The sequence below is a fragment of the Superficieibacter sp. BNK-5 genome (genome assembly GCF_047456055.1).
GTDB lineage: Bacteria > Pseudomonadota > Gammaproteobacteria > Enterobacterales > Enterobacteriaceae > Superficieibacter.
This window is the reverse complement of sequence record NZ_CP179893.1, coordinates 199,651-220,387: the sequence shown is the minus strand read 5'-3', so window position 1 is coordinate 220,387 and position 20,737 is coordinate 199,651. Positions and strand designations below refer to the sequence as shown.

Sequence of the window (20,737 nt, the reverse complement as noted above, 5' to 3'; positions counted from 1 at the left end):
ATTATGCAGTACCCGATAAATGAGATGTTCCAGACCCTCCAGGGTGAAGGTTACTTTACCGGCGTCCCCGCCATTTTTATTCGATTACAGGGATGCCCGGTAGGCTGCGCCTGGTGCGACACGAAACACACCTGGGATAAGCTTGCGGATCGGGAAGTGTCGCTTTACAGCATCCTGGCGAAAACCAAAGAGAGCGATAAGTGGGGCGCGGCAAGCAGCGAGGATCTGCTGGCGATTATTGAACGTCAGGGCTATACCGCTCGTCACGTGGTGATCACCGGCGGCGAGCCGTGCATCCACGACCTGCTCCCCCTGACTATGCTGCTGGAGAAAAACGGCTTTAGCTGCCAGATTGAAACCAGTGGCACGCACGAGATCCGCTGCACGCCGAATACCTGGGTGACCGTATCGCCGAAAGTAAACATGCGCGGCGGATATGATGTCCTGGAGCAGGCGCTCCAGCGCGCGGACGAAATTAAACACCCGGTAGGCCGCGTGCGGGATATCGAAGCGCTGGACGAACTGCTTGCTGTTCTGAAGGACGATAAACCGCGTGTGATTGCACTTCAGCCGATCAGCCAGAAAGAAGACGCTACGCGTTTATGCATTGAGACCTGCATTGCCCGCAACTGGCGACTTTCAATGCAAACGCATAAGTATTTGAATATTGCCTGAAAGACTGGTACCTGAATAATTTAGTTGCCAGTTTCTGGCACATCAAATGGCGTGACATTGCTCAAAATGGATTGTACTGGCGGCTGCTGACCATCGCGGCCAGCCATTTTTGTTCCTTGCCGTGATATGACGCGGGCATTTAGCTCGTATTCCCTCACTTTATATTCTCCTTATTATCTCATGCCTTGGTTATACGCGTTAAGGGATAAACCTGTTCCTTAATCGGCACACATATATCCTCCTGAGAGCCGTATGGCACTTTTTGTCATGTCGGATACGGGATAAAAGATAGCGCATAGTTAATTTCAGAGCGAAAATTGCTTCATGTTGGTAATTTTAAATTAGGCCACAACGAATATTTTATTTTTTACTTTAAAATCAATGGTTTAATTGTTCTTTGATAAAATGGAATTGTGATTAATTTGATGGTTATATGTTGGTAGAGTGTGATCGTGGTTAAAAGTGTTTTTTAAACAAAGAGATAGAGTTAGAGTGTTCCCCGCGCCAGCGGGGATAAACCGCGACGCGCCAGCAAATCAAAGATGACATCAAAGTGTTCCCCGCGCCAGCGGGGATAAACCGCGCTGGGGTATTTCATGGCTGGCGCTGAGTTGGTGTTCCCCGCGCCAGCGGGGATAAACCGCAAATCTTAATGAATACATTATATTTTTTAATGTGTTCCCCGCGCCAGCGGGGATAAACCGCCAATAAAATCACATGCGTTAGTATAAAAAGAGTGTTCCCCGCGCCAGCGGGGATAAACCGCCTGAACTCTTCCAAAAAAAACATCACCCATGGTGTTCCCCGCGCCAGCGGGGATAAACCGAGCGTTGCTGTCAGCTCGCGGGGCAATATCGTGTGTTCCCCGCGCCAGCGGGGATAAACCGTACCGCAACATCACCGTAATAGCCTTTGAAACGTGTTCCCCGCGCCAGCGGGGATAAACCGTAATTTATTTGCTGATTTATGGAAAAAGGCTTGTGTTCCCCGCGCCAGCGGGGATAAACCGCGCCGGAAGTGATTGCGCCGCCGAAAGATGGCGTGTTCCCCGCGCCAGCGGGGATAAACCGCCGCTTCAATAGATTCGCCTTTTCAAACAATAGTGTTCCCCGCGCCAGCGGGGATAAACCCCTACTCCCCGGCTTCAACGGAAAAGGTTAGCCGTGTTCCCCGCGCCAGCGGGGATAAACCGAGTTTCATCTGAGACGTTATTCAAACACGGTAGTGTTCCCCGCGCCAGCGGGGATAAACCGGCGCTTGGACCGATCATGCAGTCAATCACCGGGTGTTCCCCGCGCCAGCGGGGATAAACCGCTTGGCGGCGATGTGGGTCAGTCATGGCGCGAGTGTTCCCCGCGCCAGCGGGGATAAACCGGTGCGGAAATGAATATATATGATGATAATCAAGTGTTCCCCGCGCCAGCGGGGATAAACCGCGAATCCGTATATTTCGATTTGTCACCCACACGTGTTCCCCGCGCCAGCGGGGATAAACCGAGATAATTTAGGGCTAGGGAGTGCCGCAGCATGTGTTCCCCGCGCCAGCGGGGATAAACCGGGCTGGACAATCGTCAATAATATTATCGGTGGGTGTTCCCCGCGCCAGCGGGGATAAACCGCCTGCAAATGCAGGATGCGAGAATGCGCCAGCGTGTTCCCCGCGCCAGCGGGGATAAACCGAGATAGCTGGCACTAACGACGATCTTATCCCTGTGTTCCCCGCGCCAGCGGGGATAAACCGTTTCCGTAAGCGTAGTTCCAGCCCAGCCCCGGGTGTTCCCCGCGCCAGCGGGGATAAACCGGGAGATCACCACACCAATGATCCGGGCGGTACGTGTTCCCCGCGCCAGCGGGGATAAACCGCGACGGGCGCTCTCTATATGATCCCCGCAACAGTGTTCCCCGTGCCAGCGGGGATAAACCGAGCGTTCCGGGGTTTCTCAGAAAACTGGTCGCGTGTTCCCCGCGCCAGCGGGGATAAACCGTTGTGCTGGCTTCGTTTTCACTAACACGCCTCGTGTTCCCCGCGCCAGCGGGGATAAACCGAGCTCGCCGCACGTGCGCAGTACGCACAATCAGTGTTCCCCGCGCCAGCGGGGATAAACCGATAATCAGGTTACGTTCACGCTCTATGTTCCGGCGTTCCCCGCGCCAGAGGGGATAAACCGCGTATATTTACTCAAATCTGGTTCCACTTTGTGTGTTCCCCGCGCCAGCGGGGATAAACCGTGCTGGGACCAGAAAGAGCTGTTGCCTGGCGAGTATTCCCCGCGCCAGCGGGGATAAATTATCGCTGTGACAGCGAGCTACAGGCAGATTGCCTACTCCCCGGCTTCAACGGAAAAGGTTAGCCTTACCGGCCAAAAAAATCTCACTCGCCGCGATACACGCAGCCCGCCGTACAGGTCTCTTTAATCATCACCGCGCTCAGCAGCGGAACTACAGGTTTAATCTGATCCCATATCCACTTCGCCAGCACTTCACTGGTGGGATTGGACAGCCCCGGAATATCATTCAGATAGTAGTGATCCAGACGATCGTAAGTCGGCTTAAATGCCGCTTTCAGTTCGGCGAAATCGATAATCCAGCCGGTATGCGGATCGACTTCACCGGTGATTTCAAGACGCACCATAAAGGAGTGTCCGTGCAGGCGGCCGCATTTATGGCCTTGCGGAACATGCGGCAGATGGTGAGCGGCTTCAAAGGTGAAATCTTTAAACAACGTGGTGGACATGATGAACTCTCAGGCTTACGAAAAACCGCCGCATAGTACCGGAAAGCACAATTTTTATCACCTCTTTAAACGGCGATAGCAACCGGGGTGAGGGTAAGTCATTGCAACTCTGATATTTACTTAGTTAAATCAACGGATTAGATAACCCGTTTTATTGTTAATAACTATCTGAAAATCAGGTTAGTAGATTTGGTTATTTATTATTTCCAACCCTTCTTTAATTGTTATTATCCAGGTCGTTAACCTTACATTCTCTTCTGTTTTTATTTGAAAACAGCTTTGCTACTGGAACATGACGACGCATGACGACACAGTCCCCACCTTCCGCTTTGCTTCCGCTGAACCCGGAGCAGCTGGCGCGCCTACAGGCGGCCACGACCGATTTAACCCCGACCCAGCTTGCCTGGGTGTCCGGCTATTTTTGGGGAGTGCTGAACCAGCAGCCCGGCGCTGTCGCGGCGACGCCTGCGCCGGTAGCAGAAACTACCACCATTACCTTGCTCTCAGCATCGCAAACAGGCAATGCGCGCCGCGTAGCGGAAGCGCTGCGTGACGATCTGCTGGCGGCCAAACTTAATGTTAACCTGGTTAACGCGGGCGACTATAAATTCAAACAAATCGCCAATGAAAAACTGTTGGTTGTCGTTGCCTCCACGCAGGGGGAAGGCGAGCCGCCGGAAGAGGCGGTAGCCCTGCATAAATTCCTGGCCTCTAAAAAAGCGCCGAAGCTGGCGAATACCGCGTTTGCGGTCTTTGGCCTCGGCGACACCTCTTATGAGTTCTTCTGTCAGTGCGGGAAAGATTTTGACGCCAGGCTGGCGGAACTGGGCGGTGAACGCCTGCTGGATCGCGTTGATGCTGACGTCGAATATCAGAATGCCGCCGCCGAATGGCGAGCGCGCGTAGTTGAGGTCCTGAAAGCCCGCGTGCCGAAAGAGACGCCAGCACAGGCTGCCGCCACGGCAACCGGCGAGGTGAATGAGGTTCACTCCAGCCCTTATACCAAAGAAGCGCCGCTGGTGGCGTCGCTCTCGGTGAATCAAAAAATTACCGGGCGTAATTCGGAAAAAGACGTTCGTCATATTGAAATCGACCTCGGGGATTCCGGTCTGCGCTATCAGCCGGGCGACGCGCTTGGCGTCTGGTATCAAAACGATCCTGCGCTGGTCAATGAACTGGTCGAACTGCTATGGCTGAAAGGCGATGAACCGGTCACGGTAGAGGATAAAACGCTGCCGCTGGCCGAAGCGCTGCAGTGGCATTTTGAGCTGACGGTTAACACTGCCAATATCGTTGAGAACTATGCGACGCTTTCCCGCAGTGAGACATTGCTGCCGCTGGCGGGCGACAAGGCGCAGCTTCAGCACTACGCGGCTACCACGCCGATTGTCGACATGGTGCGTTTTTCCCCTGCTCAACTGGATGCGCAGACGCTGATCGATTTGCTGCGTCCGCTGACGCCGCGTCTGTATTCTATCGCCTCTGCCCAGGCGGAAGCCGAAAGCGAAGTTCACGTTACCGTTGGGGTTGTGCGCTATGAGGTTGAAGGCCGTGCTCGTGCGGGCGGTGCCTCCGGCTTCCTCGCCGATCGCGTGGAAGAAGAGGGCGAAGTACGTATCTTTATTGAGCATAACGACAACTTCCGTCTGCCTGCAAATCCCGAAACGCCGGTGATCATGATTGGCCCCGGCACCGGTATCGCGCCGTTCCGTGCCTTTATGCAGCAGCGGGCCGCCGATGAAGCGCCGGGTAAAAACTGGCTGTTCTTTGGTAATCCGCACTTCACCGAAGATTTTCTCTACCAGGTGGAATGGCAGCGCTACGTTAAAGAGGGCGTACTAAGCCGTATCGATCTTGCCTGGTCTCGTGACCAAAAAGAAAAAATATACGTACAAGATAAACTGCGCGAACAGGGCGCAGAGCTGTGGCGCTGGATAAACGATGGCGCCCATATTTATGTCTGTGGCGACGCCAATCGTATGGCGAAAGACGTTGAGCAGGCTTTGCTGGAAGTGATAGCTGAATTCGGCGGCATGGACCTCGAATCGGCGGACGAATATTTAAGTGAGCTGCGCGTAGAGCGCCGTTATCAGCGAGATGTCTACTAATGAGCGAAAAACATCCAGGCCCACTGGTGGTCGAAGGCAAACTGGTTGATGCCGAGCGCATGAAGCTCGAAAGCAACTATCTGCGCGGCACCATTGCCGAAGATTTAAATGACGGTCTGACCGGCGGTTTTAAAGGCGATAACTTCCTGCTGATCCGCTTTCACGGCATGTATCAGCAGGACGATCGCGATATCCGCGCCGAGCGTGCCGAGCAGAAGCTGGAGCCGCGTCATGCGATGCTGCTGCGCTGCCGTCTGCCGGGGGGGGTGATCACCACTAAACAGTGGCAGGCGATTGATAAGTTCGCGGGCGAGAATACGATTTACGGCAGTATTCGCCTGACGAACCGTCAGACGTTCCAGTTTCACGGTATCCTGAAAAAGAACGTGAAGCCGGTGCATCAGATGCTGCATTCGGTTGGGCTGGACGCGCTGGCGACTGCCAACGACATGAACCGTAACGTGCTTTGTACGTCGAACCCGTATGAATCTCAGCTTCACGCTGAAGCTTACGAATGGGCGAAAAAGATCTCCGAGCATCTGCTGCCGCGCACCCGTGCCTATGCGGAGATCTGGCTCGATCAGGAGAAAGTCGCCACCACCGATGAGGAACCGATCCTCGGCCAGACCTATCTGCCGCGTAAGTTCAAGACCACGGTCGTGATCCCGCCGCAGAACGATATCGATCTGCACGCCAACGACATGAACTTCGTCGCGGTCGCGGAGAACGGCAAACTGGTGGGCTTCAACCTGTTGGTCGGCGGCGGTTTGTCCATTGAGCACGGTAATAAAAAAACCTATGCCCGTACTGCGAGCGAGTTTGGCTACCTGCCGCTGGAGCATACCCTGGCCGTGGCGGAAGCCGTGGTGACGACCCAGCGCGACTGGGGCAACCGTACCGATCGTAAAAATGCGAAAACCAAATATACCCTGGAGCGCGTTGGCGTCGAGACCTTCAAAGCGGAAGTGGAACGCCGGGCGGGCATCAAATTTGAGCCGATCCGTCCGTATGAATTCACCGATCGCGGCGACCGTATCGGCTGGGTAAAAGGCATCGACAATAAATGGCATCTGACGCTGTTTATTGAAAATGGTCGTATCCTTGATTATCCGGGACGTCCGCTGAAAACCGGGCTGCTGGAAATCGCGAAGATCCACAAAGGCGAATTCCGTATTACCGCTAACCAGAATCTGATCGTTGCCGGTGTGCCGGATAGCCAGAAGGCGAAAATCGAGAAGCTGGCGCGCGAACATGGCCTGATGAACGCCGTGAAGCCGCAGCGTGAGAACTCCATGGCCTGCGTGTCGTTCCCGACCTGTCCGCTGGCGATGGCCGAAGCCGAGCGCTTCCTGCCGTCGTTCACGGATAAAGTGGAAGCCGTACTGGAGAAACACAGTATTCCGGATGAGCATATCGTGATGCGCGTTACCGGCTGCCCGAATGGCTGTGGACGAGCGATGCTGGCTGAGCTTGGGCTGGTGGGCAAAGCGCCGGGACGCTACAACCTGCACCTTGGCGGCAACCGAATGGGCACGCGTATTCCGCGAATGTATCGCGAAAACATTACGGAACCCGAGATTCTCGACACGATCGACGAGTTAGTCGGGCGCTGGGCGAAAGAGCGCGAAGCGGGTGAAGGCTTCGGCGACTTTACGGTGCGTGCGGGCATCATTCGCCCGGTGCTCGATCCCGCAAGGGATTTCTGGGAGTAACCGGAACTGCGCCTTATCCGGCCTGTAAGTTGATTGTCTGAACAGGCGACTGCCATAAAAATGTAGGCCAGGTAAGCGCAACGCCGATGATAAATGTAGGCCGGGTGAGCGTAGCGCCGATGATAAATGTAGGCCGGGTAAGCGTAGCGCCACCCGGCAGAACGCCAAAAGTAGCTATACACCGGGTAATCTACTACGCCCGGCCAAAAGTGAGGAACCTATGTCCGTACTCGATCTAAAAGCCCTCAATGCATTACCGAAAGAGGATCGCGCGCAGGCGCTTGCAGACACTAATGCGCGGCTGGAAACCCTCACCGCAGAAAATCGCGTGGCGTGGGCGCTGGAAAATCTGCCCGGTGAATACGTCCTCTCCTCAAGCTTTGGCATTCAGGCGGCGGTCAGTCTGCATCTGGTCAATCATATCCGCCCGGACATCCCGGTGATCCTGACCGATACAGGCTATCTGTTCCCGGAAACCTACCGGTTTATTGATGAGTTAACGGACAAACTCAAGCTAAACCTCAAAGTCTACCGGGCGCAGGAAAGCGCAGCCTGGCAGGAAGCGCGTTACGGCAAGCTGTGGGAGCAGGGCGTTGAAGGCATTGAGAAATACAATGAGATCAATAAAGTCGAGCCGATGAACCGGGCGCTGGCCGATCTTAACGCCCAAACATGGTTCGCCGGTCTGCGTCGGGAGCAGTCTGGCAGCCGCGCTCATCTTCCGGTGCTGGGGATCCAGCGCGGCGTGTTTAAGGTTCTGCCGATCATCGACTGGGATAACCGTACGGTTTATCAGTATTTGCAAAAGCACGGCCTGAAATATCATCCGCTGTGGGATGAAGGTTATTTATCCGTGGGTGATACCCATACTACCCGTAAATGGGAGCCGGGAATGGCGGAAGAGGAGACGCGGTTCTTTGGGCTGAAAAGAGAGTGCGGGTTGCACGAAGGGTAATGCTTTATCCAGTGACGTTACGCTTATCGAGTCTGTAAGAGACCAGGCCTTTTCAGACCCGATAGGTGTATTTTCGCCATCGGCGAAAACGCTACCCTTTCCCCGCCTTCGCCAGCTCCTTCGCCAGCGGCAGCATCACTTTCACTACATCCCGACTGCGGTGCATAATCCGCCCGGGCAACGCCTTATCAATATACTGCTGGTTATCAAGACGCACGTCATGCCAGCTATTCCCCGCCGGAAAATCGCGTGATTTCTTACGCTGCTGATAGCCGTCTTTATTCCCCAGCGACCAGTTGGTTGCTTCAACCGACAGCACCGGAATGCCGGCCTTATCGAAAGGTTCGGCGTCATTACAGCAACTGGTGCCTTCAGGATAATCGGGATTTAGCCCAGGATTAATAGTGGCAGCGATACCATGTTTTCTGGCAATCGCCAGCGCCCGGTCGCGGGTAAGTTTACGTACGGCCGCGGGCGTGCTTTTGCCGCTATTAAAATAGAGTTTGTCGCCGACGATCAGGTTATCGAGATTGATCACCAGCAGGGTGTTCTTTTTCTCGGCGTCGCTCATCCGGGAAAGCAGGCTCTCCGCGCCGAGTTTGCCTTCTTCCTCACCGCTGGTAGCGATAAAGCGAATGCCGTATTGCGTGGGGATATTTTTCAGGGCGGCGGCGAGTTCGAGCATCACCCCCAGCCCGGCGGCATTGTCATCAATACCCTGTAGCGTCAGCCCGCCAAGGTTATGCGCAACATCCGCATCACTGTGCGGCGCGTAAGTATCCAGATGCGCCATAATCACGATCTGCTGTTTAACCCGTCCCTCATGGGCTGCGATTACCGTGCTGCCAGTGACGTTATGCCAGTTTTGCTGTTTATCGGCAGAGGTGTAGATATAGCGACTGTGAAACGTCCGTATATCGCTTTGATAACCCATCGCGGCAAACTGCTGGCGCACGTAATCCGCCGCCAGCATTTCTGCGGGCGTGCCGGTCATGCGACCAGGAAAATAAGTAGCAATATAACGAGCCTGAGTGCTGGCGAACTCTCCTGGAGGTGTCGATTTCGCCAATGCGGGGAGGGCAAAGCATACGCTGAACGCCAGGGCAGCCAGGCTGCGGCGCGATGCGGACAACATAAAATATCCTTAAAAAAACACAAAAAACTCGACGCTCACAGTATGAAACTGTGATCGACGTTACACAATTTGAAATCCTCCTAAAGTCCCGAAAACACGTGGGTTAAGCACTTTTTGATATTAGCTTTCCCTGTATGTTATTCCTTTGAGGAACTACTCATTCCATTTCGTAATTTCATTTGATCTAAAGCCACCTCTATAGTCCCCCTAATACCTGATGTTAGTGAGTCGTTACGCTGTGGAATACCTGCCCCTTTTTGCTGCCCTGAAAGATCGCCCCGTACTGGTCATTGGCGGCGGCGAAATTGCCAGCCGTAAAATCGCGTTTCTGCGCCGGGCAGGCGCCAAAGTGCAGGTGGTGGCTGCGCATCTCAATGCTGAACTGGCCAGCCTGGCTGAACAGCAGCAGATCCACTGGCGGGCGACGGAATTTGCTGAACCGCAAATCGACGAGGTTTTTCTGGTGATCGCCGCCACCAACGACGGCGAACTGAATCAGCGCGTATTCGCGGCGGCAAACGCCCGGCACCGACTGGTTAACGTGGTCGATAATCAGCCGCTGTGCTCGTTTATCTTCCCGTCGATTGTCGATCGCTCGCCGCTGCTGGTGGCGATCTCTTCCGGCGGTAATGCGCCGGTGCTGGCGCGCCTGCTGCGGGAAAAAATCGAGGCGCTGCTGCCGAAAGATCTGGGGAAGATGGCGGAGGTGGCTGGCCGCTGGCGCGAGCGTATTAAAACGCATCTTCACTCTACGGCAGAACGCCGACGGTTCTGGGAGCGCGCCTTTCGTGGGCGCTTTGCCAGCCTGATGGCGGCGGGGAATCAGCAGGCTGCGGAACAGGCGCTGGAAGAAGCGTTGCAACATCCGGCACGCGCGCAGGGTGAAATTATTCTGGTTGGCGCGGGGCCGGGCGATGCCGGACTGCTGACCCTGCGGGGGTTGCAGGTGCTCCAGCAGGCCGACGTGGTGTTTTACGATCATCTGGTGACTGAGGAAATTCGCGAACTGGTGCGCCGCGATGCGGAACTGGTCTGCGTGGGTAAACGTGCCGGTAAACATGCAGTGCCGCAGCATGAAACCAATCAGATGCTGATTGAGGCGGCGCGGGAAGGCAAAACCGTGGTGCGTCTGAAAGGTGGCGATCCGTTTATTTTCGGGCGCGGCGGAGAAGAACTTCAGGCCGCTGCCGCCGCGGGTATCCCGTTTCAGGTGGTGCCTGGCGTGACGGCAGCTTCCGGTGCGACGGCGTATGCGGGCATTCCGCTGACCCACCGCGAACATGCGCAGAGCGTCACCTTTGTGACCGGACATTATAAACCCGACAGCGCCCCGTTTGACTGGGCGCAGCTGGCGCAGAGCCGTCAGACGCTGGCCATTTACATGGGCACGATGAAAGCCGCGGAAATCAGCGCACAGCTTATTCAGCATGGCCGACATGAACATACGCCGGTGGCGGTGATTTCGCGCGGCACGCGTGCCGACCAAAAGGTCAGTACGGGCACATTACAACAACTCGAAAACCTGGCTAAAGATGCGCCGATGCCAGCTCTGCTGGTGATCGGCGAGGTGGTTAATCTGCATCACCAGTTGGCCTGGTTTCAACACACAACAGGTGCGGAAGCGTTCAGCGCGTCCGTGGTTAATCTGGCTTAAGGAACGGTTATGGATCAAAAACGACTGACTCACCTGCGACAACTGGAGGCGGAAAGCATCCATATTATCCGTGAAGTTGCCGCCGAGTTTTCTAATCCGGTGATGCTTTACTCGATTGGTAAAGACTCCAGCGTCATGCTGCATCTGGCGCGTAAAGCGTTCTATCCGGGGACGCTGCCGTTTCCGCTGCTGCACGTCGATACCGGCTGGAAGTTCCGTGAAATGTACGAGTTCCGCGACCGTACCGCTAAAGCCTATGGCTGCGAGCTGCTGGTGCATAAGAACCCGGAAGGGGTGGCAATGGGGATCAACCCGTTTGTGCACGGCAGCGCAAAACATACCGATATTATGAAAACCGAGGGGCTGAAGCAGGCCCTGAATAAATACGGGTTTGACGCTGCGTTTGGCGGCGCGCGTCGCGATGAAGAAAAATCGCGCGCCAAAGAGCGTATTTACTCTTTCCGCGACCGTTTCCACCGCTGGGACCCGAAAAACCAGCGCCCGGAGCTGTGGCACAACTATAACGGCCAGGTGAATAAGGGCGAAAGCATTCGCGTCTTCCCGCTGTCCAACTGGACCGAACAGGATATCTGGCAGTACATCTGGCTGGAAAATATCGATATCGTGCCGCTCTATTTAGCCGCTGAGCGTCCGGTGCTGGAGCGTGACGGCATGCTGATGATGATCGATGACGGGCGCATTGATTTACAACCGGGTGAAGTGATTAAGCAGCGAATGGTGCGCTTCCGCACGCTGGGCTGCTGGCCGCTGACCGGCGCGGTAGAGTCGCAGGCGCAAACGCTGCCGGAGATTATCGAAGAGATGCTGGTTTCCACCACCAGTGAACGTCAGGGGCGCGTCATTGACCGCGACCAGGCCGGCTCGATGGAGCTGAAGAAACGTCAGGGATACTTTTAAGGAGCCGCCATGAATACGACAATTGCGCAACAAATTGCCAACGAAGGCGGCGTAGAAGCCTGGATGCACGCTCAGCAATATAAAAGCCTGCTGCGTTTCCTGACCTGCGGCAGCGTGGACGACGGTAAAAGCACGCTGATTGGCCGCCTGCTGCACGATACGCGGCAGATTTATGAAGATCAGCTTTCCTCGCTGCATAACGACAGCAAACGCCACGGCACTCAGGGCGAGAAACTGGATCTGGCGCTGCTGGTAGACGGCCTGCAGGCCGAACGCGAGCAGGGCATCACCATTGACGTGGCCTACCGCTATTTCTCGACTGAAAAGCGTAAATTTATCATCGCCGATACTCCGGGGCACGAGCAGTACACGCGCAATATGGCGACCGGGGCATCCACCTGCGATCTGGCGATCCTGTTGATTGACGCCCGCAAAGGCGTACTGGATCAGACCCGTCGCCACAGCTTTATCTCCACACTATTGGGGATCAAACATCTGGTGGTGGCGATCAATAAGATGGATCTCGTCGATTATAGCGAAGAGACTTTTAACCGCATTCGCGAAGATTATCTGACGTTCGCGGCGCAGCTGCCGGGCAATCTGGATATCCGCTTTGTGCCGTTGTCGGCCCTGGAAGGCGATAATGTCGCCAGCGCCAGCGGCAACCTGCCATGGTACAGCGGTCCTACGCTGCTGGAAGTGCTGGAAACCGTTGAGATCCAGCGCGTGGTCGATCAGCAGCCGATGCGTTTCCCGGTGCAGTACGTTAACCGTCCAAACCTCGATTTTCGCGGTTATTCCGGTACGGTCGCTTCCGGGATCGTCAAAGTTGGTCAGCGGATCAAAGTCCTGCCGTCCGGCGTGGAATCCGCCGTGGCGCGCATCGTTACCTTTGACGGCGATTTAGAAGAAGCGGCGGCGGGCGAGGCCATAACGCTGGTACTGAAAGATGAAATCGACATCAGCCGTGGCGATCTGTTGCTGGATGCGCAGGAGTCGCTGCCTGCGGTACAACGCGCTTCGGTCAATGTGGTGTGGATGACCGAGCAGCCGCTGACGGCGGGGCAAAGTCTGGATATCAAAATTGCCGGCAAGAAAACCCGCGCCCGTGTCGATGCGATTCGCCATCAGTTCGATATCAATAACCTGACCCAGCACGCGGCGGAAAATTTGCCGCTGAACGGTATCGGTCTGGTGGATCTCACCTTCGATGAGCCGCTGGTGCTCGACAAATATCAGGACAACCCGGTGACCGGGGGGATGATCTTTATCGATCGCCTCACCAACGTTACCGTAGGTGCTGGACTGGTGCATGAAGCGTATGCGCAGGAGACCGCCGTGCCGTCTGAGTACAGCGCCTTCGAACTGGAGCTGAATGCGCTGGTGCGTAAGCACTTCCCACACTGGGGCGCGCGTGATTTGTCGGGAGGCAAATAATGGCGCAGCATGATGACAATGTCGTCTGGCATGCCCATCCGGTGACCGCAGCGCAGCGCGAGCAGCTACATGGTCATCGCGGCGTGGTGTTGTGGTTTACCGGGCTTTCCGGCTCCGGTAAATCCACCGTTGCGGGTGCGCTGGAAGAGGCGCTGCATCGTCTGGGCGTCAGCACTTATCTGCTGGACGGCGACAACGTTCGTCATGGGCTTTGCCGCGATCTCGGCTTCAGCGATGAGGATCGGAAAGAGAATATTCGCCGCGTGGGAGAAGTCGCCCGGCTGATGGTCGATGCTGGTCTGGTCGTACTGACTGCCTTTATCTCGCCGCACCGCGCTGAACGGCAGATGGTGCGCGAGCAGGTGGGCGAAGGACGTTTTTTCGAAATCTTTGTGGATACGCCGCTGGCGATCTGTGAAACGCGCGATCCGAAAGGGCTATACAAAAAGGCACGGGCAGGAGAGTTGCGTCATTTTACCGGCATTGATTCGGTCTACGAAGCACCGCAAAACCCGGAAATGCATCTTGATGGTGAACAATTGGTAACAAATTTGGTTAACCGATTATTAGACCTGCTGAGACAGAGCGATATTATCAGATCCTGATACGCAACCGGAAGAAGCCATCGTCCGGTTGGCCAGGCAACAGGATTAGATATGCGCAATAGCCAAAATTTAAGCATCACCACGACCGAGTCGCTGACGGCCGATGAAGAGACCACCTGGTCTTTTCCCGGGGCCGTGGTGGGCTTTATCTCATGGCTGCTGGCGGCAGGTATCCCCTTTCTGATTTACGGCCCCAATACGCTGTTTTTCTTCCTCTACACCTGGCCCTTCTTTCTGGCGCTAATGCCCGTCGCTGTCGTCGTCGGTATCGCGCTTTATTCTCTGCTGAATGGTAAATTTCTCTATACTGCTGTCGCCACAGCGCTAACGGTCATCGCGATGTTTGGCATTCTGTTTATGTGGCTGATGGGGTAGAGTCTTCCCAACGCTGAATGATGATTCAACAACGCAATTCGCCTCACTGTTACGTGGCATACTTACCTGTGGGTAAAATATGGTACATTTGGCGCGGTTACGCGGTGTCGCCTGCCGCCGGGGTAGAGTCCTCGGGCGAGTTATGGGATGATGATGCCGTTTTTCAGGGGGCAGGATGGGTAAACTAACGCTGATATTGCTGGCTTTACTGGTCTGGCTACAGTATTCGCTGTGGTTTGGCAAAAATGGATTACATGATTACAGCCGCGTCAGTGATGATGTCCAGGTGCAGCAAACCACAAACGCAAAATTAAAAGCGCGCAACGATCAACTCTTTGCTGAAATTGACGATCTTAACGGGGGTCAGGAAGCGATTGAAGAGCGTGCGCGTAATGAACTGAGTATGACCCGACCGGGCGAAACCTTTTATCGTCTGGTGCCGGATGCGTCTAAACGCAATCTGGGCGCAGGGCAAAATAACCGATAACAAGCCCAGGAACGCAAGATGGCAGCAACTTTTCCGGGCGTTTGCGCCGTGGTTCCGGCAGCCGGGTTTGGCCGCCGCATGCAGACGGAGTGCCCGAAACAATACCTCTCAATTGGTAACAAAACGATTCTCGAACATGCGGTGGCGGCGCTTCTGGCACATCCTCGCGTACAGCGGGTGATCATCGCCGTGACGCCTGGCGATACGCGCTTTCAACAGTTGCCACTGGCGAACCATCCACAAATTACCGTTGTCGACGGCGGTAGCGAGCGCGCCGATTCCGTTCTGGCGGGTCTGAAAGCCGCAGGCGACACCCGCTGGGTACTGGTGCATGACGCTGCGCGCCCCTGCCTGTGTCAGGAGGATCTGGAACGCCTGCTCGCGCTCAGCGAAACCAGCCGCGTGGGCGGTATTCTGGCCGCGCCGGTGCGCGACACCATGAAGCGCGGCGAGCCGGGGAAACCGGCCATCGCCCACACTGTCGATCGCAACGATCTCTGGCACGCGCTGACCCCGCAATTTTTTCCCCGAGAGCTGTTAACCGACTGCCTGACCCGCGCGCTGGATGAAGGTGCAGTGATTACCGATGAAGCCTCTGCGCTGGAATACTGCGGTTTTCATCCCGAACTGATCCCCGGTCGCGCGGACAATATCAAAGTGACCCGCCCGGAAGATCTGGCGCTTGCCGAATTTTATCTCACCCGATTTCACCACCAGGAGCAGACATAATGCGAATTGGACACGGTTTTGATGTGCACGCTTTTGGCGGCGCAGGCCCGATCATCATTGGCGGCGTGCGCGTCCCTTACGAAAAAGGGCTGTTGGCCCACTCTGATGGTGATGTTGCACTCCATGCCCTGACCGACGCGCTGCTCGGCGCGGCGGCGCTGGGCGATATCGGTAAACTGTTCCCGGATACCGATCCGGCATTTAAAGGCGCTGACAGCCGTGAACTGCTGCGTGAGGCGTGGCGACGGATCCAGGCGAAAGGCTACACGCTTGGCAACGTTGACGTCACCATCATTGCCCAGGCCCCAAAAATGCTGCCGCATATTCCGCAAATGCGTATTTTCATCGCCGAAGATCTCGGCTGCCATATGGATGATGTCAACGTCAAAGCGACTACTACGGAAAAACTGGGCTTCACTGGCCGTGGCGAAGGCATCGCCTGTGAGGCGGTGGCGCTGCTGCATAAGGCGGCCAAATGATCGACGTGGAAAATCTGACGTATCTGCACGGCAAGCCGCAGGGGCAGGGAGTGCTGAAAGCCAGCCCGGAAGATTTTCTGGTGGTGGAAGATCTTGGTTTTGCGCCGGACGGTGAGGGCGAGCATGTCCTCGTGCGGATCCTGAAAAACGGCTGCAACACGCGTTTTGTCGCCGATGCGCTGGCGAAATTTCTTAACGTTCCGGCGCGCGAAGTCAGCTTTGCCGGGCAAAAAGATAAGCAGGCGGTGACGGAACAGTGGCTATGCGCCCGCGTCCCTGGCAAAGAGATGCCGGATCTCAGCGCCTTTCAGCTTGAAGGCTGTCAGGTACTGGAGTACGCCCGTCACAAACGTAAGCTGCGTCTCGGGGCGTTAAAGGGCAACGACTTCACGCTGATCCTGCGCGAAGTCTCCCGGCGTGACGAGGTTGAACAGCGTTTACAGGCCATTCAGAGCGCAGGCGTGCCTAACTACTTCGGCGTACAGCGTTTTGGCATCGGCGGCAGTAATATTCAGGGCGCATTACGCTGGGCACAAAGCGGCGGACCGGTCCGCGATCGGAATAAACGCAGTTTTTGGTTGTCGGCGGCCCGTAGTGCGTTGTTTAATCAGATAGTCAGCGCACGTTTGAAAAAACCAGACTTTAATCAAGTTGTTGACGGCGATGCGCTACAATTAGCGGGGCGCGGGAGCTGGTTCGTGGCCGCCTCTGAAGAACAGGCCGAACTTCAGTCCCGCGTGGATAACCACGAGCTGATGATCACGGCGTCCCTGCCCGGTAGCGGCGAATGGGGTACGCAGCGTGAGGCGCTGGCCTTTGAACAGGCCGCTATTGCAGAAGAAACGCTGTTACAGCAGTTGCTGATGCGTGAAAAAGTCGAGGCTTCACGGCGCGCCATGCTGCTCTATCCGCAGCAAATGAACTGGAACTGGTGGGATGACGTGACCGTAGAATTACGCTTCTGGCTTCCGGCAGGCAGTTTCGCCACCAGCGTGGTCAGAGAACTTATTAATACTTCAGGTGATTATGCGAATATTGCTGAGTAACGATGACGGCATCCACGCACCAGGCATTCAGACGCTGGCGAAAGCGCTGCGTGAATTTGCCGAGGTGCAGGTGGTGGCCCCCGATCGTAATCGCAGCGGCGCATCAAACTCGCTGACGCTGGAATCTTCGCTGCGTACCTTTGAGTATGAAAACGGTGATATTGCGGTCCAGATGGGCACGCCAACGGACTGCGTTTACCTGGGGGTGAATGCGCTGATGCGACCGCGCCCGGACGTGGTGGTCTCTGGGATCAACGCCGGGCCGAACCTTGGCGATGATGTTATCTACTCCGGCACCGTCGCGGCGGCGATGGAAGGGCGTCACCTTGGTTTCCCCGCGCTGGCCGTCTCACTGAACGGCCATAAACACTACGATACCGCGGCGGCGGTAACCTGCACGCTTCTGCGCGCGCTCAGCCGTGAGCCGCTGCGCACCGGGCGTATTCTCAATATCAACGTGCCGGATCTGCCTTTAGATCAAATCAAAGGCTTTCGCGTGACCCGCTGTGGCAGTCGCCATCCGGCCGATCAGGTGATCCCGCAGGAAGATCCGCGGGGTAACACCCTGTACTGGATAGGCCCGCCCGGTGAAAAGTTTGACGTTGGTCCGGACACGGACTTTGCTGCGATAGATGAGGGCTATGTTTCCGTCACGCCGCTGCACGTGGATTTAACCGCGCACAGCGCGCGTGACGTCGTTTCTGACTGGCTAACGCGAGCAGGAGCAGGCACGTCATGATAAGCAAACGCGTTCAGAGCCTTCTCGATCAACTACGTACTCAGGGTATAAAAGATGAGCATGTGCTTGAGGCCCTCGCTCTGGTCCCGCGTGAAAAGTTTATCGATGAAGCGTTTGAACATCAGGCATGGGAGAACGTCGCGCTCCCTATCGGCCAGGGACAGACTATTTCTCAGCCCTACATGGTAGCGAGAATGACCGAGCTGCTGGAACTGACGCCCGAATGCCGGGTGCTGGAAGTCGGCACCGGATCCGGATATCAGACGGCAATCCTGGCGCATCTTGTCCATCACGTCTGTTCCGTTGAGCGGATTAAAAGCCTGCAATGGCACGCACGGCGTCGCCTGAAACAACTCGATCTGCATAATGTCTCCACCCGTCATGGCGATGGCTGGCAAGGCTGGCACGCGCGTGCGCCTTTTGACGCCATTATTGTGACGGCCGCACCGCCTGAAATTCCTGCGGCATTGATGTCGCAGTTAGCTGATGGCGGCGTACTTGTATTGCCCGTTGGCGATGAACACCAGTATCTGAAGCGGGTGTGCCGACGGGGAGATGAATTTATTATTGATACCGTTGAGGCAGTGCGCTTTGTTCCTCTGGTCAAAGGGGAACTGGCCTGAGACCCGGATTTATCCTGGTTATTTCATGAGATTTCAGCGTATGGTGAACCTGTTTTCAGTGTTCACGCCGCTGCCTTGCACGGTTTTAAGTCACTGGTAGTTAACCTATTCCTGGGGGATAAATGAGCACGGGAAGCCCAAAATTCACCGTAAGCCGCGTGGCGGCATTATCACTGATTTCACTTTGTCTGGCAGGCTGCGGTAACTCGGACAGTACCCCGGCACCCGTAAGTTCTGTCGGTGGCAACGCGCCCGGCACCTCCAGTGCCGATTCCGGGATGCTCATCACGCCGCCGTCCAAAATAGGCAATTCAACTCCGGCACCGCAAACGCCGCAGATCCAGCCTGTTCAGCCAGTGCAACCCGTACAGCCGCAAACCATGCCGGCGCAACCTGCTGCGCAACAAAATGTGCAGGTTGAAAACGGTCATATTGTTTACAACCGCAAATACGGCAACATTCCCAAAGGCAGCTATACCGGCGGCAGCACCTATACCGTTAAGCGCGGCGATACCCTGTTCTATATCGCGTGGGTGACCGGGAACGATTTCCGCGATCTGGCGCAGCGTAACAACGTGGCGGCACCGTATGCTCTGAACGTCGGACAGGTGCTCCAGGTGGGCAATGCCTCCGGTACGCCAATCACTGGCGGCAACGCGGTGACGCAGGCGGACGCAAATGCACAAGGAATTGTCTTAAAACCTGCACAGAATTCAACCGTGCCTGTTGCATCCCAGCCAACAATTACATATTCTGAGGACTCAGGTGAACAAAGTGCTAACAAAATGTTGCCTAACAACCGCCCGACGAGTACACCCGTCACGGCACCTGTTACGGCCCCATCTACCGTCAGCACAACTGAGCCGACAGCCAGCAGCACGACCACCAGCTCGCCTATCTCCACCTGGCGCTGGCCGACTGATGGCAACATTATCGAAAACTTCTCTGCCACCGAAAACGGCAATAAAGGGATCGATATCGCAGGTAGCAAAGGTCAGGCTATCATCGCGACCGCAGATGGTCGTGTTGTATACGCCGGGAACGCCCTGCGCGGTTACGGTAATCTAATCATCATCAAACATAACGATGATTACCTGAGTGCCTACGCCCATAACGATATAATGCTGGTCCGGGAGCAACAAGAGGTCAAGGCGGGGCAGAAAATAGCTACCATGGGTAGCACTGGAACCAGCTCTACACGTTTACATTTTGAAATTCGTTACAAGGGGAAATCCGTAAACCCGCTGCGTTACTTACCGCAGCGATAATCAGGCGGGATACACTAACCTTGTGTGTGTCGTCCAGGGATCACGGGTAGGAGCCACCTTATGAGTCAGAATACGCTGAAAGTTCATGATTTAAATGAAGACGCGCAATTTGATGAGAATGGAGTAGAGGCTTTTGATGAAAAAGCCTTAGTTGTTGAGGAACCTAGTGATAACGACCTGGCAGAGGAAGAACTGTTATCGCAAGGCGCTACACAACGTGTACTTGACGCGACACAGCTTTACCTCGGAGAAATTGGTTATTCTCCTTTATTAACAGCGGAAGAAGAAGTTTACTTCGCCCGTCGCGCATTGCGCGGAGATGTTGCCTCACGTCGTCGCATGATTGAAAGTAACCTGCGTCTGGTCGTGAAAATTGCCCGTCGTTATGGTAATCGTGGTCTGGCGCTGCTGGATCTGATTGAAGAGGGTAATCTGGGGCTGATCCGTGCGGTTGAGAAATTTGACCCGGAACGTGGTTTCCGCTTCTCAACCTACGCGACGTGGTGGATCCGTCAGACGATTGAACGGGCGATCATGAACCAAACCCGTACCATTCGTCTGCCGATTCATATTGTGAAAGAGCTGAACGTTTATCTGCGTACCGCGCGTGAACTGTCCCATAAGCTGGACCACGAGCCGAGTGCGGAAGAGATTGCCGAACAGCTGGATAAACCGGTTGATGATGTAAGCCGTATGCTGCGTCTCAACGAGCGCATTACCTCGGTAGACACCCCGCTGGGTGGCGATTCCGAAAAAGCGCTGCTGGACATCCTGGCCGATGAAAAAGACAACGGCCCGGAAGACACCACGCAAGACGATGATATGAAGCAGAGCATCGTTAAATGGCTGTTCGAACTGAACGCCAAACAGCGTGAAGTGCTGGCACGTCGTTTCGGTCTGCTGGGTTATGAAGCTGCAACGCTTGAAGATGTGGGCCGCGAAATTGGCCTGACACGTGAACGCGTTCGTCAGATCCAGGTTGAAGGGCTGCGCCGTCTGCGCGAAATCCTTCAGGCGCAGGGGCTGAATATCGAAGCGCTGTTTCGCGAGTAAATAAT

At 55.5% G+C, this 20,737-nt stretch carries 20 protein-coding genes and 1 CRISPR repeat array; of the genes, 17 read left to right on the top strand and 3 right to left on the bottom strand.

Going from position 1 to position 20,737, the window contains the following annotated elements:
• Positions 1 to 3 precede the first annotated feature (3 nt).
• Entirely contained in the window at positions 4 to 675 is a 672-nt protein-coding gene (queE, locus tag ACMGGS_RS01085) for a 7-carboxy-7-deazaguanine synthase QueE (protein WP_194208221.1), read from the top strand.
• A 492-nt stretch (positions 676 to 1,167) separates the two neighbouring features.
• Positions 1,168 to 2,965: a CRISPR direct-repeat array (repeat unit 29 nt; unit sequence GTGTTCCCCGCGCCAGCGGGGATAAACCG).
• Between the two features lie 81 nt (positions 2,966 to 3,046).
• Here the strand turns inward: queE and queD are convergent.
• The gene (queD, locus tag ACMGGS_RS01080) at positions 3,047 to 3,409 is read right to left on the bottom strand and encodes a 6-carboxytetrahydropterin synthase QueD (protein ID WP_414164689.1); all 363 of its coding nucleotides are present in this window, start codon (positions 3,407 to 3,409) and stop codon (positions 3,047 to 3,049) included.
• A gap of 302 nt (positions 3,410 to 3,711) precedes the next feature.
• On the opposite strand from queD, the gene cysJ reads away from it, so the two are divergent.
• The 3 genes from cysJ (at position 3,712) to cysH (ending at position 8,184) form a co-directional block, all read left to right on the top strand.
• Positions 3,712 to 5,517 (top strand): NADPH-dependent assimilatory sulfite reductase flavoprotein subunit, encoded by a 1,806-nt coding sequence (cysJ, locus tag ACMGGS_RS01075; RefSeq protein ID WP_414164688.1) that lies wholly within the window; start codon positions 3,712 to 3,714, stop codon positions 5,515 to 5,517.
• Positions 5,517 to 7,229 carry an assimilatory sulfite reductase (NADPH) hemoprotein subunit gene (cysI, locus tag ACMGGS_RS01070; RefSeq protein ID WP_414164687.1) on the top strand — a complete coding sequence of 571 codons (1,713 nt, stop codon included), beginning with the start codon at positions 5,517 to 5,519 and terminating at the stop codon, positions 7,227 to 7,229. Before cysJ ends, cysI begins: the two co-directional genes overlap by 1 nt.
• A 220-nt stretch (positions 7,230 to 7,449) precedes the next feature.
• Complete coding sequence (cysH, locus tag ACMGGS_RS01065) at positions 7,450 to 8,184, top strand: phosphoadenosine phosphosulfate reductase (RefSeq protein ID WP_414164686.1); 735 nt, start codon at positions 7,450 to 7,452, stop codon at positions 8,182 to 8,184.
• A gap of 91 nt (positions 8,185 to 8,275) precedes the next feature.
• Here cysH and ACMGGS_RS01060 read toward each other — a convergent pair whose 3' ends face one another.
• Positions 8,276 to 9,319 carry an aminopeptidase gene (locus ACMGGS_RS01060; RefSeq protein ID WP_414164685.1) on the bottom strand — a complete coding sequence of 348 codons (1,044 nt, stop codon included), beginning with the start codon at positions 9,317 to 9,319 and terminating at the stop codon, positions 8,276 to 8,278.
• A 247-nt stretch (positions 9,320 to 9,566) separates the two neighbouring features.
• Here ACMGGS_RS01060 and cysG point away from each other — a divergent pair, with 247 nt between their 5' ends.
• The 11 genes from cysG (at position 9,567) to ACMGGS_RS01005 (ending at position 18,411) form a co-directional block, all read left to right on the top strand.
• On the top strand, positions 9,567 to 10,973 hold the full coding sequence (gene cysG / locus ACMGGS_RS01055) for a siroheme synthase CysG (protein WP_414166177.1): 1,407 nt from the start codon (positions 9,567 to 9,569) through the stop codon (positions 10,971 to 10,973).
• Between the two features lie 9 nt (positions 10,974 to 10,982).
• A complete protein-coding gene (gene cysD / locus ACMGGS_RS01050) occupies positions 10,983 to 11,891 on the top strand; it encodes a sulfate adenylyltransferase subunit CysD (protein WP_414164684.1) in 909 nt (302 codons plus the stop codon).
• Between the two features lie 9 nt (positions 11,892 to 11,900).
• Complete coding sequence (gene cysN / locus ACMGGS_RS01045; protein ID WP_414164683.1) at positions 11,901 to 13,328, top strand: sulfate adenylyltransferase subunit CysN; 1,428 nt, start codon at positions 11,901 to 11,903, stop codon at positions 13,326 to 13,328.
• A complete protein-coding gene (cysC, locus tag ACMGGS_RS01040; RefSeq protein ID WP_414164682.1) occupies positions 13,328 to 13,933 on the top strand; it encodes an adenylyl-sulfate kinase in 606 nt (201 codons plus the stop codon). Before cysN ends, cysC begins: the two co-directional genes overlap by 1 nt.
• Before the next feature lie 51 nt (positions 13,934 to 13,984).
• Positions 13,985 to 14,308 (top strand): DUF3561 family protein, encoded by a 324-nt coding sequence (locus tag ACMGGS_RS01035; protein WP_414164681.1) that lies wholly within the window; start codon positions 13,985 to 13,987, stop codon positions 14,306 to 14,308.
• Positions 14,309 to 14,483: 175 nt separating this feature from the next.
• Entirely contained in the window at positions 14,484 to 14,795 is a 312-nt protein-coding gene (ftsB, locus tag ACMGGS_RS01030; RefSeq protein WP_414164680.1) for a cell division protein FtsB, read from the top strand.
• An 18-nt stretch (positions 14,796 to 14,813) separates the two neighbouring features.
• Positions 14,814 to 15,524, top strand: a complete 711-nt coding sequence (ispD, locus tag ACMGGS_RS01025) for a 2-C-methyl-D-erythritol 4-phosphate cytidylyltransferase (protein WP_414164679.1) — start codon at positions 14,814 to 14,816, stop codon at positions 15,522 to 15,524.
• On the top strand, positions 15,524 to 16,003 hold the full coding sequence (gene ispF, locus ACMGGS_RS01020) for a 2-C-methyl-D-erythritol 2,4-cyclodiphosphate synthase (protein WP_176919348.1): 480 nt from the start codon (positions 15,524 to 15,526) through the stop codon (positions 16,001 to 16,003). Before ispD ends, ispF begins: the two co-directional genes overlap by 1 nt.
• Entirely contained in the window at positions 16,000 to 17,049 is a 1,050-nt protein-coding gene (gene truD / locus ACMGGS_RS01015; RefSeq protein ID WP_414164678.1) for a tRNA pseudouridine(13) synthase TruD, read from the top strand. Before ispF ends, truD begins: the two co-directional genes overlap by 4 nt.
• A complete protein-coding gene (gene surE, locus ACMGGS_RS01010; RefSeq protein WP_414164677.1) occupies positions 17,030 to 17,788 on the top strand; it encodes a 5'/3'-nucleotidase SurE in 759 nt (252 codons plus the stop codon). Before truD ends, surE begins: the two co-directional genes overlap by 20 nt.
• Positions 17,785 to 18,411 carry a protein-L-isoaspartate(D-aspartate) O-methyltransferase gene (locus ACMGGS_RS01005; RefSeq protein ID WP_414164676.1) on the top strand — a complete coding sequence of 209 codons (627 nt, stop codon included), beginning with the start codon at positions 17,785 to 17,787 and terminating at the stop codon, positions 18,409 to 18,411. Before surE ends, ACMGGS_RS01005 begins: the two co-directional genes overlap by 4 nt.
• A 100-nt stretch (positions 18,412 to 18,511) precedes the next feature.
• On the opposite strand, the gene ACMGGS_RS01000 is transcribed toward ACMGGS_RS01005, so the two are convergent.
• Positions 18,512 to 18,658 carry a peptidase gene (locus tag ACMGGS_RS01000; protein WP_414164675.1) on the bottom strand — a complete coding sequence of 49 codons (147 nt, stop codon included), beginning with the start codon at positions 18,656 to 18,658 and terminating at the stop codon, positions 18,512 to 18,514.
• Here ACMGGS_RS01000 and nlpD point away from each other — a divergent pair.
• Both nlpD and rpoS read left to right on the top strand, forming a co-directional pair.
• A complete protein-coding gene (gene nlpD / locus ACMGGS_RS00995; protein WP_414166176.1) occupies positions 18,588 to 19,679 on the top strand; it encodes a murein hydrolase activator NlpD in 1,092 nt (363 codons plus the stop codon). The genes ACMGGS_RS01000 and nlpD overlap by 71 nt on opposite strands.
• A 60-nt stretch (positions 19,680 to 19,739) precedes the next feature.
• A complete protein-coding gene (gene rpoS / locus ACMGGS_RS00990) occupies positions 19,740 to 20,732 on the top strand; it encodes an RNA polymerase sigma factor RpoS (protein ID WP_103675254.1) in 993 nt (330 codons plus the stop codon).
• Positions 20,733 to 20,737: the final 5 nt, after the last annotated feature.

What these genes read in the sequence shown, in the direction of transcription:
- queE (WP_194208221.1), top strand. Translation starts at nt 4, where the DNA reads ATGCAGTACCCGATAAATGAGATGTTCCAGACCCTCCAGGGTGAAGGT.
- queD (WP_414164689.1), bottom strand. Translation starts at nt 3,409, where the DNA reads ATGTCCACCACGTTGTTTAAAGATTTCACCTTTGAAGCCGCTCACCAT.
- cysJ (WP_414164688.1), top strand. Translation starts at nt 3,712, where the DNA reads ATGACGACACAGTCCCCACCTTCCGCTTTGCTTCCGCTGAACCCGGAG.
- cysI (WP_414164687.1), top strand. Translation starts at nt 5,517, where the DNA reads ATGAGCGAAAAACATCCAGGCCCACTGGTGGTCGAAGGCAAACTGGTT.
- cysH (WP_414164686.1), top strand. Translation starts at nt 7,450, where the DNA reads ATGTCCGTACTCGATCTAAAAGCCCTCAATGCATTACCGAAAGAGGAT.
- ACMGGS_RS01060 (WP_414164685.1), bottom strand. Translation starts at nt 9,319, where the DNA reads ATGTTGTCCGCATCGCGCCGCAGCCTGGCTGCCCTGGCGTTCAGCGTA.
- cysD (WP_414164684.1), top strand. Translation starts at nt 10,983, where the DNA reads ATGGATCAAAAACGACTGACTCACCTGCGACAACTGGAGGCGGAAAGC.
- cysN (WP_414164683.1), top strand. Translation starts at nt 11,901, where the DNA reads ATGAATACGACAATTGCGCAACAAATTGCCAACGAAGGCGGCGTAGAA.
- cysC (WP_414164682.1), top strand. Translation starts at nt 13,328, where the DNA reads ATGGCGCAGCATGATGACAATGTCGTCTGGCATGCCCATCCGGTGACC.
- ACMGGS_RS01035 (WP_414164681.1), top strand. Translation starts at nt 13,985, where the DNA reads ATGCGCAATAGCCAAAATTTAAGCATCACCACGACCGAGTCGCTGACG.
- ftsB (WP_414164680.1), top strand. Translation starts at nt 14,484, where the DNA reads ATGGGTAAACTAACGCTGATATTGCTGGCTTTACTGGTCTGGCTACAG.
- ispD (WP_414164679.1), top strand. Translation starts at nt 14,814, where the DNA reads ATGGCAGCAACTTTTCCGGGCGTTTGCGCCGTGGTTCCGGCAGCCGGG.
- ispF (WP_176919348.1), top strand. Translation starts at nt 15,524, where the DNA reads ATGCGAATTGGACACGGTTTTGATGTGCACGCTTTTGGCGGCGCAGGC.
- truD (WP_414164678.1), top strand. Translation starts at nt 16,000, where the DNA reads ATGATCGACGTGGAAAATCTGACGTATCTGCACGGCAAGCCGCAGGGG.
- surE (WP_414164677.1), top strand. Translation starts at nt 17,030, where the DNA reads ATGCGAATATTGCTGAGTAACGATGACGGCATCCACGCACCAGGCATT.
- ACMGGS_RS01005 (WP_414164676.1), top strand. Translation starts at nt 17,785, where the DNA reads ATGATAAGCAAACGCGTTCAGAGCCTTCTCGATCAACTACGTACTCAG.
- rpoS (WP_103675254.1), top strand. Translation starts at nt 19,740, where the DNA reads ATGAGTCAGAATACGCTGAAAGTTCATGATTTAAATGAAGACGCGCAA.